This window comes from Exiguobacterium sp. s80 (assembly GCF_018618725.1).
In the GTDB taxonomy this organism is placed as follows: domain Bacteria; phylum Bacillota; class Bacilli; order Exiguobacteriales; family Exiguobacteriaceae; genus Exiguobacterium_A; species Exiguobacterium_A oxidotolerans.
In genome coordinates this window covers 13,755-28,280 of the sequence record NZ_JACSMP010000001.1, presented here as the reverse complement: position 1 = coordinate 28,280, position 14,526 = coordinate 13,755, and the positions used below count along the sequence as shown (strand labels likewise).

15 protein-coding genes are annotated in these 14,526 nt (G+C 44.5%); 9 read left to right on the top strand and 6 right to left on the bottom strand.

Features of this window, described 5'->3' with window-relative positions:
- Positions 1-195: 195 nt before the first annotated feature.
- A complete protein-coding gene (locus tag KNP94_RS00205; RefSeq protein ID WP_215115071.1) occupies positions 196-1,110 on the top strand; it encodes a peptidylprolyl isomerase in 915 nt (304 codons plus the stop codon).
- Between the two features lie 161 nt (positions 1,111-1,271).
- Here KNP94_RS00205 and namA read toward each other — a convergent pair whose 3' ends face one another.
- A complete protein-coding gene (namA, locus tag KNP94_RS00200; protein WP_215115070.1) occupies positions 1,272-2,294 on the bottom strand; it encodes an NADPH dehydrogenase NamA in 1,023 nt (340 codons plus the stop codon).
- Between the two features lie 22 nt (positions 2,295-2,316).
- On the bottom strand, positions 2,317-3,237 hold the full coding sequence (locus KNP94_RS00195) for an HD domain-containing protein (RefSeq protein WP_029332810.1): 921 nt from the start codon (positions 3,235-3,237) through the stop codon (positions 2,317-2,319).
- Between the two features lie 103 nt (positions 3,238-3,340).
- Between KNP94_RS00195 and KNP94_RS00190 the strand changes: the two genes are divergently transcribed.
- The 3 genes from KNP94_RS00190 (at position 3,341) to KNP94_RS00180 (ending at position 5,666) form a co-directional block, all read left to right on the top strand.
- Positions 3,341-4,246, top strand: a complete 906-nt coding sequence (locus KNP94_RS00190; RefSeq protein WP_214802656.1) for a magnesium transporter CorA family protein — start codon at positions 3,341-3,343, stop codon at positions 4,244-4,246.
- 62 nt (positions 4,247-4,308) lie between these two features.
- Positions 4,309-5,388, top strand: a complete 1,080-nt coding sequence (gene dinB, locus KNP94_RS00185; RefSeq protein WP_251132114.1) for a DNA polymerase IV — start codon at positions 4,309-4,311, stop codon at positions 5,386-5,388.
- 56 nt (positions 5,389-5,444) lie between these two features.
- Entirely contained in the window at positions 5,445-5,666 is a 222-nt protein-coding gene (locus tag KNP94_RS00180) for a YhzD family protein (protein ID WP_088836449.1), read from the top strand.
- Between the two features lie 135 nt (positions 5,667-5,801).
- On the opposite strand, the gene KNP94_RS00175 is transcribed toward KNP94_RS00180, so the two are convergent.
- Together KNP94_RS00175 and KNP94_RS00170 are read right to left on the bottom strand one after the other, a co-directional pair.
- A complete protein-coding gene (locus KNP94_RS00175; RefSeq protein ID WP_029332804.1) occupies positions 5,802-6,179 on the bottom strand; it encodes a YlbF/YmcA family competence regulator in 378 nt (125 codons plus the stop codon).
- A 20-nt stretch (positions 6,180-6,199) separates the two neighbouring features.
- Positions 6,200-7,336, bottom strand: a complete 1,137-nt coding sequence (locus tag KNP94_RS00170) for a DUF445 domain-containing protein (protein WP_088836448.1) — start codon at positions 7,334-7,336, stop codon at positions 6,200-6,202.
- 73 nt (positions 7,337-7,409) lie between these two features.
- On the opposite strand from KNP94_RS00170, the gene KNP94_RS00165 reads away from it, so the two are divergent.
- From KNP94_RS00165 to KNP94_RS00145, 5 genes are all read left to right on the top strand, one after another.
- Complete coding sequence (locus KNP94_RS00165) at positions 7,410-8,240, top strand: helix-turn-helix domain-containing protein (protein ID WP_215115069.1); 831 nt, start codon at positions 7,410-7,412, stop codon at positions 8,238-8,240.
- Between the two features lie 119 nt (positions 8,241-8,359).
- Positions 8,360-9,466 carry an ABC transporter ATP-binding protein gene (locus KNP94_RS00160; RefSeq protein WP_029332801.1) on the top strand — a complete coding sequence of 369 codons (1,107 nt, stop codon included), beginning with the start codon at positions 8,360-8,362 and terminating at the stop codon, positions 9,464-9,466.
- 160 nt (positions 9,467-9,626) lie between these two features.
- Positions 9,627-10,388: a transporter substrate-binding domain-containing protein gene (locus KNP94_RS00155; protein ID WP_214769841.1), complete on the top strand. Its 762-nt coding sequence runs from the start codon at positions 9,627-9,629 to the stop codon at positions 10,386-10,388.
- Positions 10,385-11,035: an amino acid ABC transporter permease gene (locus KNP94_RS00150; RefSeq protein WP_088836445.1), complete on the top strand. Its 651-nt coding sequence runs from the start codon at positions 10,385-10,387 to the stop codon at positions 11,033-11,035. Before KNP94_RS00155 ends, KNP94_RS00150 begins: the two co-directional genes overlap by 4 nt.
- Before the next feature lie 142 nt (positions 11,036-11,177).
- Positions 11,178-11,366: a hypothetical protein gene (locus KNP94_RS00145; protein WP_014969669.1), complete on the top strand. Its 189-nt coding sequence runs from the start codon at positions 11,178-11,180 to the stop codon at positions 11,364-11,366.
- 360 nt (positions 11,367-11,726) lie between these two features.
- Here KNP94_RS00145 and KNP94_RS00140 read toward each other — a convergent pair whose 3' ends face one another.
- Positions 11,727-12,623, bottom strand: coding sequence for an aldo/keto reductase (locus KNP94_RS00140; protein WP_215115068.1), 897 nt, complete (start codon positions 12,621-12,623; stop codon positions 11,727-11,729).
- 147 nt (positions 12,624-12,770) lie between these two features.
- Complete coding sequence (locus KNP94_RS00135; protein WP_214767940.1) at positions 12,771-14,507, bottom strand: phospho-sugar mutase; 1,737 nt, start codon at positions 14,505-14,507, stop codon at positions 12,771-12,773.
- Positions 14,508-14,526: the final 19 nt, after the last annotated feature.

Here is a 14,526-nt window from a genome sequence, read left to right as displayed (position 1 = left end):
ACGGTCACATTACTAGTCTGTGTCAAAGACAGAATTCCCATCACAATTTCCCATAAAGATAGTCAACGCTGTTGATGATGAATGTGATAGCATAGAAAAGAGCAAACATCTTTTGAAAAGGTGTGCAGCTGTCAACCTAGCCAGGATATGATATGATAGAACGGTTGAAATAAATGGTAAATTAGGGGTGTATGTATGAAGAAGAAATTTTTAAGTGCAGCAGCAGTCGCAAGTGTTTTCACACTAGCAGCGTGTGGGTCAAATGATGAAGCCGTCATCAACTATAAAGGTGGCGAAGTGAACAAGGCTGATGTCCAGGAAGAGGCCTATGAAAAAGCGGGTGCGCAAATCGCTTTCCAACAAACAATGAACGAGCTTCTTGAAAAAGAATATGGCAAGAAAGTAACGGATAAAGAAGTAGAGGCAGAAGTCAAAAAAACAAAAGACCAATTCCCGGATGAAGAGCAATTCAACTCTACATTGGAAACAGCCGGTATTAAAAGTGAAAAAGAATTCGAAAAAGTTCTTCGCACACAAATGCTCTTAACAGAAGCAAAATCTGCAAAATCTAAAGTAACAGATAAAGAAATTGAAGAACGTTTCAATCAAGAAAAAGTTGAAGTAAAAGCAAGCCATATTCTTGTCGAAAAAGAATCAGAAGCAAAAGCAATCAAAAAAGAGTTAGATGACGGTGGAGACTTCGCAAAAATCGCTAAGGAGAAATCGACAGATACAGGTAGCGCTACGAAAGGTGGAGACCTCGGTTACTTCACAAAAGGTAAAATGGTCGAGGAATTCGAAACGTATGCCTTCAAAGATGGCGTTGAAGGTAAAATCTCTGATCCAATCAAAACACAATTCGGTTACCACATCATCAAGGTAACGGATCGTAAAGAGAAAAAAGATTTCACACTTGAAAAAGAAAAAGACCGGATCAAAAAAGAACTTGCTGAAGAAAAAGCAGCTCAAGTCAATCCGAACGATATCTACCGTGCATTGATGAAAGAATACGATGTCAAAATCGAAAATAAAGACTTTAAAGACGCATTTGATCTCGATAAACAAGAACAAGAACAAATGCAGCAACAAATGATGCAACAACAGCAGTAATCAAAAAACGCCGATGATTCCGTTTTCTATACGGAGTCATCGGCGTTTTCTATACATATTTTCTGAACATGGCGACCAAGTGCGTAGATGAAGCAACTCCCCCGCCTGAAGAAAGCACATGTGCGAAAGCGTGATTCCTTTTTAAGTCCGCTCTTTTTTGATCAACGAATGGGCGCACGTTCGTATTGCTTCGGAAGGATGACCTCATCATGGAGTTCTGCCGCTGCATGATGAACCCAGTACGGTTGCCGTAAGAGTTCACGTGCGAGTAATACGACATCAGCACGTTGACTCCGTAAGATCTCTTCTGCCATCGTTGCTGTCGTAATTAATCCAACTGCCCCTGTCTTGATTCCTGTCGCTTGCTTGAGCTCTGCAGCATAGGGAACTTGATAACCAGGGTATACGTCTGGAACTGCATTAGCGACGACGGCACCGGAGCTACAATCGAGTAAATCGATACCTCGTTCTACTAATGCTTGCGCGAGTGGAATATAGTCCGTCGCTGTCATTCCACCCGGTGCGTGATCAGCTGCTGAAATCCGGACCCAGAGTGAGATATCCGATTTTGCTTGAATACCTTCGGTGATTTCAAGTAAGAAACGCATCCGGTTTTCAAGCGATCCGCCATACTGATCGTTTCGCTCATTTGATAACGGTGATAAAAATGTATTGATTAGATAGCCATGTGCCCCATGTAATTCAATGAAATCGTACCCTGCTTGTTCAACGCGTAATGCTGCATCGATAAATTGTTGCTGAATTTTTTTTATGTCTTCTATAGATAACTCGGCTGGACTTCCATATGAATCATCAAAGGCAATCGGACTCGGTGCGACAGGCGGACGTGCTGTCGTGCTTTTCCGTCCCGCATGTGCTAGTTGTACGCCAGCTTTCGCCCCTGCTGCTTGTACTTGCTCCGCAATCCGTCGTAAGCCTTCAATTTGCGAATCTGACCAAATTCCTAAATCGCCTGCTGAAATCCGTCCGTCAGGTGTCACAGCTGTCGCTTCTAACATGACACCTCCTACACCCCCTACTGCGCGGGACGCGTAATGTGTCACGTGCCAATCCGTCAGCTTACCGTCTTCTTTCGCGCTATACATACACATCGGTGCCATGATGACACGATTACGAAACGTCACATTCCCAATTTCGATTGCTTCGAATAACTTTGCCTTCATTTTATTCTCCCCCTACCGCTGATTATAATTTTGGTCGATAAAACGAACGGTTGTCGAGTGCAAACGAACGTTCAGAGAATTGTCCTGGTTCCACGTATTCAAGAAGACGATCCATCATCGTCATTCGTGCATCCAAATTATCAATTAAAAATAACACTTCTGCTTCGCGCATTTGAGGTGCTACTGCCGATCCCCACTCAGGACGACCGTGATGACTGAGCACTAGATGTTGTAAGACCGTCAACACTTCAGCATCAATCTCGAGTTCTGCTCCGACTTTTTCAAGTTCTGCGACCATTAATGAAATATGACCGACAAGTTTTCCAGGAAGCGTATACTCTGGCGTGACAGGATCTGATAACTCTTTTATTTTTGCATAATCATGTAACACGACACCTGCTACGAGTAGATCGCGATTCAATGTCGGATAGAGCTTCGCGATTTGATCGGCAAGCTTCAGCATCGACAGTACGTGGTACGATAACCCTGAATAGAACGCATGGTGGTTCTTAACAGCCGCCGGATGCGTAAAGTAGGCATTAAAGTTTTTAGTGACAAGGTGTTTGACGATTTTTTTCATATCCGCTTGTTGAATCGACTCGATGTACTGGAGTACTTCTGTTTCGATTTGTTCCCGCGGGAGCGGTGCTGCCTGAATGTACTCTTCAACATTGGTCTCATCGAGTACCGTAATTTGTTTTAGTTTCAACTGTGTCCGGCCGCGATAATCCATCACTTCACCTGCCGCATGGACGATGAACTTAGGTGCATACTTTTCGACATCACTTGTATCCCACATCTTCGTCTCAATTTCACCTGTCTTATCTGCTAAAATCAATGTGAGATATGGTTTTCCGTTCGCCGCGATGCCTTTCATCGACTGCTTAATCATCACACGTTGATCAAGCATTTCTCCAACTGCCAGTTGTCCAATACCTTTCATTTCACAACACGTCCTTTATTTTAGAAGTTAATCGTATCTTTAATATTTTTCATTATGCTTACTGCAATTCACTTATTTATTCTACTATATGGGAGCCTTAAACATGAAATTCGATTCGCACTTTAACTGGTACCGCTACATGACTGTATCAGACTACGACCAACAACTAAATAACGAAGAGACCGTCAGTCCCTCAAAAATTGAGTGGGTTCGTCAGCTTCGTACAAAAGATGTCAACTTTACCCGAGCAGAACTCGGTGTCTTATACGGTTCAATCGTGACTTGGCAAAATCCTGACGATAAAAGCGACCGTCGCTTCATCTGCTATTACATCACGCCAACTGAACTCATCACGATCGGACTCTCTGAACATATTATGTCACTGGCTGCACCGTTTGACTCAAAAACAGCTTTTGATGCCTTTTATGTGATTCTTTCGTTACAAATGAATACGTACTTTTCAGGCATCGATGACTTTGAAAAGGAACTCTTTTCTCGACAAGATGAACTCAGGGGCAACATCAATGAGAATTCACTCGATAGCATCTTTGCCTTACGCGATACAATTGAGAACTGGTCTGACTTAATCGTCCCTTTTCAAGAATTGATTCTCGCAGGTCAAGAAGCCTTCGTCGCAGTCACTGATTTTGAACAACATCTTCCGTTTCGCCTTGCCAAACGACGTGTCGAGCGTTTATTGATGTTGATTGAACACTATCAAAAAGATATTGAGGTTCTGCTCGATTTATCGACGACCGTCTCGAACTTTAGAGGAAATGAAATCATGAAGGCCTTGACGATCTTCACGGCTGTTGCGACCCCGATGATGGCCCTCGGCGCGATTTGGGGGATGAACTTCAAGAACATGCCCGAACTCGACTGGAAATACGGTTACGCAGGTGCACTTACCCTGATCGTGATTACGACCGGTGGAATCTTTTATTGGATGAAATGGCGTGGATGGCTCGGAGCACTCGTTCGCATGCCTAAAAAACGGACAAAAAAATAGATATAAGAACATAAGTTCGTTATACTTAGTTTATCATATTTAGTTGGAGGAGGTGACTTTTGATGGGACGAAAAATCATTCATATCGATATGGACGCTTTTTACGCTTCTGTCGAACAACGCGATCGCCCTCACTTAAAGGGTGTTCCTGTCATCGTCGGTGGCCCTCCTCATGCACGTGGAGTCGTCGCGACTTGTTCCTATGAAGCACGGAAGTACGGTGTCCACAGCGCGATGCCATCTCGTCGTGCCTTTCAGCTCTGTCCGCGTGCCGTCTTCATCCGTCCCCGATTCGACGTCTATCGTGCAGTTAGTGCGCAAATCATGGAACTGTTTCTTGAAGTCACACCGCTTGTCGAACCATTATCACTCGATGAAGCGTACCTCGATGTGACGGAGAATAATTTAAATATGACGAGTGCGACCCACATCGCAGAGTATATCCTTGCTGAAATCAAACGCCGGACGGACTTGACGGCATCCGCTGGTGTCTCTAATTCGAAGCTCGTCGCAAAAATTGCTTCCGGTTATCAAAAACCGAACGGCTTAACCGTTCTTCCGCCTGAGGAGGTACTTCCCTTTTTGTCTTCTTTACAAATCGGTGACTTGCATGGTGTTGGGAAAGTCACCGAGCAGACGCTTCGAAAACATGGATTTGAGACCGTCGCTGATATCCAACAGTCACCGGTCGAAGAACTCCGCGGGTTACTCGGTCGGGACCGTGGAACAGAATTGTATACGATGGCCCACGGTGAAGACGAACGTTTAGTCCGTCCCCACCGTGAGCGCAAATCGATTGGATCTGAAACGACCTTCGAAGAAGATACGGAAGATATTGATACGATTTTCGAAACCTTAAAGCGAGAGGCCCAATCTGTCGTCCGTAGTCTGCAACAAAAAGAACTCGTTTGTCGGACGGTCACCGTTAAGTGGAAAACAGAGACATTCCAATCACGTTCAAAACGTTTCACCTTTCTTGAAGAGACGAACGACGAAGATCGGTTACTCACGGTAACGACAAAATTATTTAATGAAATCGAATTCACGGGTCCGATTCGTTTAATCGGAATGAGTGTCAGTCATCTTGAAGTACCACCAAAGTCGAGACAATTAACGTGGCAAGATATTGACTCCTACTTGTAAAATGAATGACTATTCAGTACACTTGAATTAGTTATTTTATTAAAGGAGGAAGAGACATGCTCTATACACTTACTGTATTCGCGGACCGTGGAGAAACTTTACTCGATGATACGTTTGAATCACCTAACGATTCAGATGCAAGGGAGGAAGGGATCCGTCGTCTCAAAGAAGGAAAGTTCGAACATAAAGGCGCCCGCGTCACGCGTGCCGGTAAATTGATTCATTTCGAGCGTGCTTATTTACCTAAAATTGTGCCTGTTGCAGGCAGTTCAACATAAGTTCTTATTGAAATCAGAGTCACCTATGTACAAATTAAGAGATACGCAACGAAAAAGAAAGAATCTTCTATTGTCTAATGCCACTTTGTCTACACACCGAGAGCCCCGGACATTGTCCGAGGCTCTGTTTACATCTTATTGCACGTCGTCTTGATTTTGCTCCATCATTGGCGCATAAAGTTCTTCGAGCGGCTTCATGATGATTTGAGTAACTTCTGTCAACATCGTATGCATCCGTTGTTCTTCTTGCATCAATTGACTGATGAGTGGATTGTTTTGAACTTCCAACATTTTTGCTTGAGCTGAAGCCATATCGTCAGGTGTGATTTCTTCACCTTCCATTTGCTTTTGTTGAAGCTCAAGTTGAACGTTACGGAATGAAGCAAACAGTTCATTCGATGCTGGATCAGCGTTCACTTGTGTGTATAAATCTTGTAATGTTGTGTACTCCGGAGTTTCTCGCAGTGCACGTTCGAGCGTATAGGCGTGGTCATACAAATTTGTTTCAGACATATTAAAACCCTCCAATTTAGTTAAGCAATCACGATGATTGCTTGTATCATCCCAATTAAACCACCTAACAGTCCTCCAAGCCAAGTGATAGCCCGGAATTCCTTCCGAGAAATCGATAAGACGATTTCTTCGAGATACTGTGTATCGAGTAGGTCGACCTCATCACGCACAATCGATTCGACGTCGAGTGTCGTCATGATTCGTTCTGCGTGTTTCACCGCTTGGTCAATCAACCGGTCGACAATCACCGGAACGAACTCGGTCCGCACTTTCTCATCAAACCGGCCGAGATAATGGTGTAATGGCTTATCCAACGTTTCTGTTAGTGGAATCCGGTTGATGATTTCCGATTTGACGCGTTCGATGACTTGTTTCTCTAACTCTTCATCAAGGAGTGTATGAATCGGACGTTCCATCACTTGTTCGATTTCTTTCTCGACCATTTCAGTAATGAACTGACGCGTCGACTCTCCTTGTAATACCCGTTTGATTTCAGGTTGAATCATCTCCACCAAATTGATATTCGCAAGTAACATCCCGAACATTCCGCCTCCAAGTTTTCCTTGGATGAATCCGGCGGCCGTCTCCTCTAATTTCATCTTCCCTTCTGGACTATCAAAATAAACATCCGTTTGTTTTAACAATGCATCTACGACGTCAGGGATTGCTTCCTTGACTTTTAAGACTCCGCCTTCGCCGATGACTTCTTGAATCGTTGAGTTTTTCAGATGAATCACGCCGTCCATCAATTCATGTTCAAGCGTCTGTTCGATTTTTTTTCGCAATTGTTCTTCCGGTTGATTGACGAAGCGGCCGATCACTTCTCGAATCGTGACGGTTGAGTGTACCCATTTCATGAGTTCGGTCGTGACAAGATTTGTAACGGCCTCGTGCATCGCAGGTTGTCGAAGGCGTTTCCCGATTCCTTCAGGGGTCACTAAATGCTTGACAACGGTCCGTCCGAGATTGGCTGCTAGTTCATCGCGCCGTTTCGGAATTAGACCTGGTGTAAAAGGAATCCGGTACTTTCCGATATATTTTGCTTCTAGCGGTCGAAATAACATACGAATCGCAAGATGGTTCGTGACTGCACCGATTGTTGCACCTAATACAATCATTCCGATGATTTTTAAGATGGTCATGAATTCGATTTGCATAGCTCATCGTTCCTTCCGAATTTAGTATTGTGGTAAAGTCTGAGTATCACTTTTTATGTAGGAGAGATGTAACGTGCTACAGCAATTGATTTCCTTATTCAAAGATCAGTTATCGACAGACCCCACGGTATATTGCATGGATAATTATAGCGTATATCAGTTAGCGGATGGGCTTCGTTTCGGAATCGAAAGTTCCGCGTTGTCCGGGCGTGAAATCGACTTATTGAATTTAATCGCAGAACGCGTCGTCGTTTCAGCATCAACCGATACAACTTACTGGCATCAGCGTCTGGAATTATCGAGCGCCGTCGAGCACGAACCCTTCCGGATGACCCATTTCTTATTCAATCAACTCGATGATCGGACGACTGAAGATCTCGAACAGCTATTGACTTCTTTTTTCGACTCCTCGAGCATCTTTGTCCCCTTGACGACGACTCGACTGCTTGTCATTGAACGAGATGAGTTAGTGAGCGAACATGATTTAAATGACTTATTCACAGCTTTACAATCTGATTTTCTAACAGATGGAAAAGTATTAATCGGTCAACGCCGAATAAATGGAGATATCGCAGTCCAGTTCCGTCTAGAACAAGCAGCCCTTAACCTGCTTCCGTTCCGTGTCGAACGTTTCTTACCTGCCCTCACACGACTCGCTCTTTTATCGGAAACGGTCCGTGACGAGCTGACAGATCACTTCATTGCACCACTCGAACCTGAATCGCGTGAGACGATTGATGCTTTCTGTCGTGCCAATCTGAATGTATCGTTGACAGCAAAACACTTATTTCTTCATCGTAACAGCCTTCAGTACCGACTTGACCGGTTGACAGAACAGACAGAAATCGATATTCGATCGTTTGAAGGTGCCGCCTTTTTATATACCTTATTACTTCTAGCATAGTGCCCAAATGAAAACGGTTGCATTTCGTCATGTTGTCCATGTTCAGTTGATCCCTTTTCTTCTATACTAAGGATTGTAAGCGTTACATTACCCGATCACACTACTAGGAGGATATACACATGGCAGATATTCGTCTTGAACATATTGACAAAATTTATTCCGGCTCAGCAAAGGCCGTTGACGACTTTAACCTTCACATCCAAGACAAAGAATTCATCGTTTTCGTCGGACCATCAGGTTGTGGTAAATCAACGACACTTCGGATGATCGCTGGACTCGAAGAAATCTCAGGCGGAGATTTCATCATCGACGGTAAACGGATGAATGACGTCGCGCCGAAAGACCGCGATATCGCGATGGTCTTTCAAAACTACGCACTCTACCCGCACATGAACGTGTTTGATAACATGGCATTCGGACTCAAGCTACGTAAGTTCCCGAAAGACGAAATCAAACAGCGCGTCGACAATGCGGCACGTATCCTTGGTCTGGAAGAGTACCTCGAGCGGAAACCAAAAGCATTATCAGGTGGACAGCGTCAACGTGTTGCAATCGGTCGTGCCATCGTTCGTGATGCAAAAGTCTTCTTGATGGATGAACCCCTCTCGAACTTGGATGCAAAACTCCGTGTTCAAATGCGTAAAGAAATCATCCAACTTCATAAACGTCTCGAAACAACGACGATTTATGTTACCCATGACCAAACAGAAGCGATGACGCTTGCGACGCGTATCGTCATCATGAAAGCAGGTCTCATTCAGCAGGTCGGCTCACCTAAAGAAGTATACGATCACCCAGATAACATGTTCGTCGCCGGATTCATCGGATCGCCTTCGATGAACTTCCTAACAGGCAAACTGGCTGACGATGGACTTTTCCACGTCACAGGGACAGAAGAGAAATTCGAAGTCCCTGAAGGCAAAATGAAAGTTCTCCGTGAACGCGGCTATACGAGCAAAGACCTCGTCCTCGGAATCCGTCCGGAAGACATTCATGCTGAATTGATTTATCAAGACACAAAAACAGCACACCGTTTCCCGGCACATATCGAAGTTTCCGAATTGATGGGTGCAGAATCGTATCTCTATTCCAAGGTAGGTAATCAAGCCTTCACAGCTCGTGTCGACTCACGCTCACACGTCGAGATGGGATCAGATCTCGACCTCTTCTTCGACATGACAAAAGCGCATTTCTTCGACGCTGCAACTGAAGCGACAATTCGTTAATTTCAACTGAATGTTTACTTTTCTAAGACTGTCCATTCGTGGGCAGTCTTTTTTATTGACAGACGTTCTTGTAACTTTGTATGATACTGCTTGTAGTCTTAAATTAATCCTATTCGAAAACTAGGAATTGAAATCATTTATTTTTAAAGGAGAGAGCGCTATGAAACACGGACTAAAGCTAGCAGTAGCAGCACTATCAACGGCGGGGGTGTTAGCAGCGTGCGGCGCTTCTAATGAAGAAGCAAGCAAAGACAGTAAGATGATTACGGTTGGTACTGAAGCGACATACCCACCATTTACGTATAAAGAAAAAGGCGAACTGACTGGTTATGACATCGATGTCATGAATGAAGTCGCTAAACGCGCCGGCTATAAAATCGACTATAAAGCAATGGACTTTAAAGGATTGATTCCAGCACTTGATTCAGAACGTATCGATGTCATCGCGAACCAAATGGGTATCACGGATGAGCGGAAAGAAAAGTATGCATTTTCTGATGCATATACGGTATCCGGATCAACAATCATCGTCAATGAAAAAACGGACGACATCAAAACACTTGATGATTTAAAAGGTAAAGTCGTTGGTTCGACACAAGGTTCGCTTTATGCAAAGACAGCAGAAGATGCTGGCGCAAAAGTGAAGTATTATAAAGGTGCAAACCAAGTTTTAAAAGATCTTGAAGCAGGACGTGTTGATGCTGCGATGAACGATCGCTTGTTCGTTTTGACTGAACTCAAAAAAGCCGGTTATAAAGTGAAAGCAGTCGGAGAAACATTTGATAAAAATGAGTCTGGTTTCATGATGGCAAAAGATAGCAAGTATGCAGAGGACTTCAATGAAGCACTTGCAGAAATGAAAAAAGACGGTACACTTGCAGACATCGGTAAGAAATACTTTGACGAGGATATCAGTCAGTGACGGAATTGTTCACGATCGTTCGCGATAATGCGAACGTCTACGGAGAGGCGATTGGCATTACACTTCTTGCAAGTGGACTTGCCATCGTCTTTGCGCTTTTCCTCGGGTTGATTCTTGCCGTCATGCGTGACAGCCGCTTCACCGTCTTTAGCGGTTTCGCTCGATTGTATGTCTCGTTCTTCCGCGGAACACCTTTACTGTTACAGATTTTGATTTTATATAATGGTCTTGTCGCATTACAACTGACGGGCTTTCAGGCACTCGCTTTTGGATTATCACTGCACTTTTCCGCTTATATTTCGGAATCGTTCCGTGCCGCCATCGCTTCTGTCGATCGCGGGCAATGGGAAGCAGCTGATTCGCTCGGAATCCCGCGTCGGAAAACGTTCAAGGACGTCATCCTTCCTCAAGCATTATCACGCGCCATTCCGCCGCTGTCGAATTCTGTCATCGATATCATTAAATCGACGTCACTCGGTACGCTTGTCGCTGTCGAAGAGTTAACGTATGTCTCGGATCAAATTTCTGCTACGACCTATCTCGTCATGCCACTTCTGCTGTTCTCAGCAGCGATTTACTGGATCATGTCGACGCTCGTACAGATGGTTCAACACCGCTTAGAAGTTCGCTTTAGCATCCCGAATTAAATGAAACCAACTTGGAATGGTCAGCACATTCCAAGTATTTTTTTGTTCTTTTTAAGGTTTAACACTAGGCAACACGGGAATAATCAAGTATACTAATAAAAAATCAGAATTATCTGATAACTTTAAAAGGAGCGTGGCCAAGATGAAACAAGTAATTGAAGCTTTCCGTAGACAAGATGCAGAACAGCGGATTCCAGTGCTACGCCTCGAGATTGATTATGAGCTCAGCACACTCTTTGATGCTATCCAAGTCAGTGACCAAGCTGCCGTAGTTGCCAGTAAAGAACGTCTAGATAAATACCGCCAGGAGATGCTTCGCCTAGAAGCGTGACCCTATAGATACCCATCTCAAATCCCCCTTGAGATGGGCTTTTTATGCAAAAAAAAATAGCCCGAAGGCTATTTTCAGGCTATGGCCAAACTCTAATGAAGGATTTATACCGATATGATCGTGTGTAACGCTTCCCTGTCTCGCCTCGTCTCAAAAGCGTCACTTTTCCGTTGACTCCTACGGGGAAAAGTGCGTTTTTAACGCACTGTCAGAGGTAGGCAAGACCCTGCTCGTTATCCGCTAGGATCAAGGAGCAACGGCTTGCCTCTCGCCCGAGGAATGCAACGGAACAGGGATAAGCTTTTATCTCACCCTATGTTACTTCGGCTAGACGCTGAAAATAGCCCGAAGGCTATTTTTTTAATCGACGTCACGTCCGCGAGACGCTTTCAAAATTTCGAACCACTGTTCACGTGACAATGTCAAACGCGTCGCATTGACCGCGGATTCAATCCGTTTGATTTTCCCTGAACCGACAATCGGCATGATGCGTGCCGGATGTTTCAAGAGCCACGCATAGGCGACTTCATCAATATCTGTCGCTCCGATTTGTTGTCCGATTTCTTCAAGCTTATCTCGTAAGACGTGATATTCTTCTTCTTTGAATAACCGTCCACCGGCGAGCGGACTCCATGCCATGACCGGCATCTCGTTTTCATGGCAAAGATCCACCGATCCATCTTCGAAATGTTTCAGTTCAGCAACTGAGAGTTCCAATTGATTCGTCACGAGCATGAACGGTAGACGTGATTGAATTAAACTTTGTTGAGCTGGCGTATGATTCGATAAACCGAACGTCCGAACTTTACCGGACTCTTTTAATTCAACAAACGCTTCGGCAATTTCGTTCGGGTCCATCAATGGATCCGGTCGGTGAATCAATAACGTATCAATGTATTCGACACCAAGTTCCTTTAATGAACGTGTCGCATTTTCAATGATATGTTCTTTTGTTGTATCGTAAAATGAAAGGTTTTGATCGGAATAGTAGTTCCCTTTCATCTTGATCCCCGTTTTCGTCACAATCTCCATTCGTTCACGTAATTCTGGTTTTAAGGCCAACGCTTCTCCGAACAAACCTTCATTCGTATAATCCCCGTAAATGTCCGCATGATCAAACGTCGTGATCCCAAGCGCTAAACATTGCTCAATCAAAGCAAGACGTTCTTCTGCTGTCATGTTCCACTCATTTAATCGCCATAATCCATGAATCACACGCGAAAATGACAATTCTTCTGTTAGTTGAATTCGTTCCATTCCAATTCATCCTTTCGATCTCGTACTTTTTCTGTCCCATTTAACTCTACAGGAAGTTGGTAACGGTTGCACGGATTTCGCTTTTCACAAAAAGGCACGAGATACCTGTCCGGTACTCGTGCCTTGATAATCATTTAGTCAACGGTCTTACTGAATTTGTTCCACTTCTTGCATCACTTCATCTTCAATCAGTTGACGTTTACGTGTCGTATCCGCCGCATCCGGTGAAGTTACACTGAAGTAAAACTTGATTTTCGGTTCCGTTCCTGATGGGCGGAGGCAGAACCATGAACCATCCTCAAGCGTGAACTTCAGCACGTTCGATTTCGGAAGATTGATTGGCGATGGTTTGTGTTGAATCAAGTCGTGCGCCATGCTCGCATCGTAATCTTCGAACAAGACCACTTTCTCTCCCGCCACTTGTTTGGGTGGGTTTTCACGGAACGTGTTCATGATTCGTCCAATTTGTTCCACTCCGTCCTTTCCTTTTAACGTCAGTGAACGTAACGACTCTTCGAAGTAACCGAACTGTTCGTAAATGGCTTGTAATGCCTCATACAACGTCCGTCCTTCTTTCTTATGGTACGCTGCCATCTCTGCTGCGAGTAAGCACGCCTGGACAGCATCCTTGTCGCGACAAAAATCGCCGATCAAATAACCGTAACTTTCTTCATAACCGAACAGGTATTCATATTCACCTGACGCATTATATTGTTTAATTTTTTCACCGATGAATTTAAAGCCCGTTAATGTGTTTTCGACATGCAGATTGTAATGACGGGCAATTAACGCACCGAGTTCTGATGTTACGATTGTTTTCGCGACAAAGCCGTTCGCCGGTAATGTACCTTGGGCTGATTTTTGCGACAGGATGTAGTCGAGTAACAATGCACCCGTTTGGTTTCCTGTCAGTACCGTCCATTCCCCACTTGCATCGCGCGTCGCTACACCGACGCGGTCTGCATCAGGATCTGTCGCGAGCAGTACATCCGCGTCGACCCGATTCCCGTATTCGATGGCAAGTTCAAACGCAGCGTGTTCTTCCGGGTTCGGTGACGAAACCGTTGGGAACGCCCCGTCCGGTTTTGCTTGTTCTTCAACGACCGTCACGTTTTCAAAACCGTAGTTCTTTAGTCCGACAGTAACAGGAACAAGACCTGTTCCGTGAAGTGGCGTGAACACAATTTTTAATGAATCTTGCAACTCGTCTTGAATCGCCGGTAAAACACGAATCGTTTTTAATTTTTCTTGATACGCATCATCGATTTGTTCTCCGACACGAACGATAAGTCCATTTGCCCGAAGGACTTCTTCTGCTTCTAACACGATCGATAGTTCATCTTCAACTTGATCGACATACGATACGAGTTCATCCGCTTCTTTTGGCGGCAATTGTCCACCGTCATTACCGTATACTTTGTAACCATTGTACTCAGGCGGGTTGTGGCTTGCCGTAATGACGATCCCCCCTGCAGCGCGAAGCTCACGTACAGCAAACGATAATTCTGGTGTCGGACGTAGTCCATCGAATAAATATGCTTTAATGCCATTGCTTGCAAGCGTTTTTGCTGCTTCTAAAGCAAACTCAGGCGAAAAGTGACGCGAGTCATGTGCAATGACGATTCCTTGCGTGACAGCTTCTTCCCCTGCCGCTTTAATAAAGTCTGCAAACCCTTGAGATGCTTTACGGACTGTGTAAACGTTCATCCGGTTCGTACCGACACCGATTTCTCCACGCATACCGCCAGTACCAAACTCAAGTTCTTTATAAAAAGCGTCCTCTGCCGCTTTATCATCTGCTGATAACGCGACGAGCTCTTCTTTCAATTCAGGCTCTAATTTTTCAAACTGATTCCACTTTTGATAGGTCTCTTTCCATGACATATTCATTCCACTCCTTTAA

Coding starts and splice junctions, on each gene's coding strand:
- KNP94_RS00205 (WP_215115071.1), top strand. CDS start 196: ATGAAGAAGAAATTTTTAAGTGCAGCAGCAGTCGCAAGTGTTTTCACA.
- namA (WP_215115070.1), bottom strand. CDS start 2,294: ATGAAGGCAAAGTTATTCGAAGCAATCGAAATTGGGAATGTGACGTTT.
- KNP94_RS00195 (WP_029332810.1), bottom strand. CDS start 3,237: ATGAAAGGTATTGGACAACTGGCAGTTGGAGAAATGCTTGATCAACGT.
- KNP94_RS00190 (WP_214802656.1), top strand. CDS start 3,341: ATGAAATTCGATTCGCACTTTAACTGGTACCGCTACATGACTGTATCA.
- dinB (WP_251132114.1), top strand. CDS start 4,309: ATGGGACGAAAAATCATTCATATCGATATGGACGCTTTTTACGCTTCT.
- KNP94_RS00180 (WP_088836449.1), top strand. CDS start 5,445: ATGCTCTATACACTTACTGTATTCGCGGACCGTGGAGAAACTTTACTC.
- KNP94_RS00175 (WP_029332804.1), bottom strand. CDS start 6,179: ATGTCTGAAACAAATTTGTATGACCACGCCTATACGCTCGAACGTGCA.
- KNP94_RS00170 (WP_088836448.1), bottom strand. CDS start 7,336: ATGCAAATCGAATTCATGACCATCTTAAAAATCATCGGAATGATTGTA.
- KNP94_RS00160 (WP_029332801.1), top strand. CDS start 8,360: ATGGCAGATATTCGTCTTGAACATATTGACAAAATTTATTCCGGCTCA.
- KNP94_RS00155 (WP_214769841.1), top strand. CDS start 9,627: ATGAAACACGGACTAAAGCTAGCAGTAGCAGCACTATCAACGGCGGGG.
- KNP94_RS00145 (WP_014969669.1), top strand. CDS start 11,178: ATGAAACAAGTAATTGAAGCTTTCCGTAGACAAGATGCAGAACAGCGG.
- KNP94_RS00140 (WP_215115068.1), bottom strand. CDS start 12,623: ATGGAACGAATTCAACTAACAGAAGAATTGTCATTTTCGCGTGTGATT.
- KNP94_RS00135 (WP_214767940.1), bottom strand. CDS start 14,507: ATGTCATGGAAAGAGACCTATCAAAAGTGGAATCAGTTTGAAAAATTA.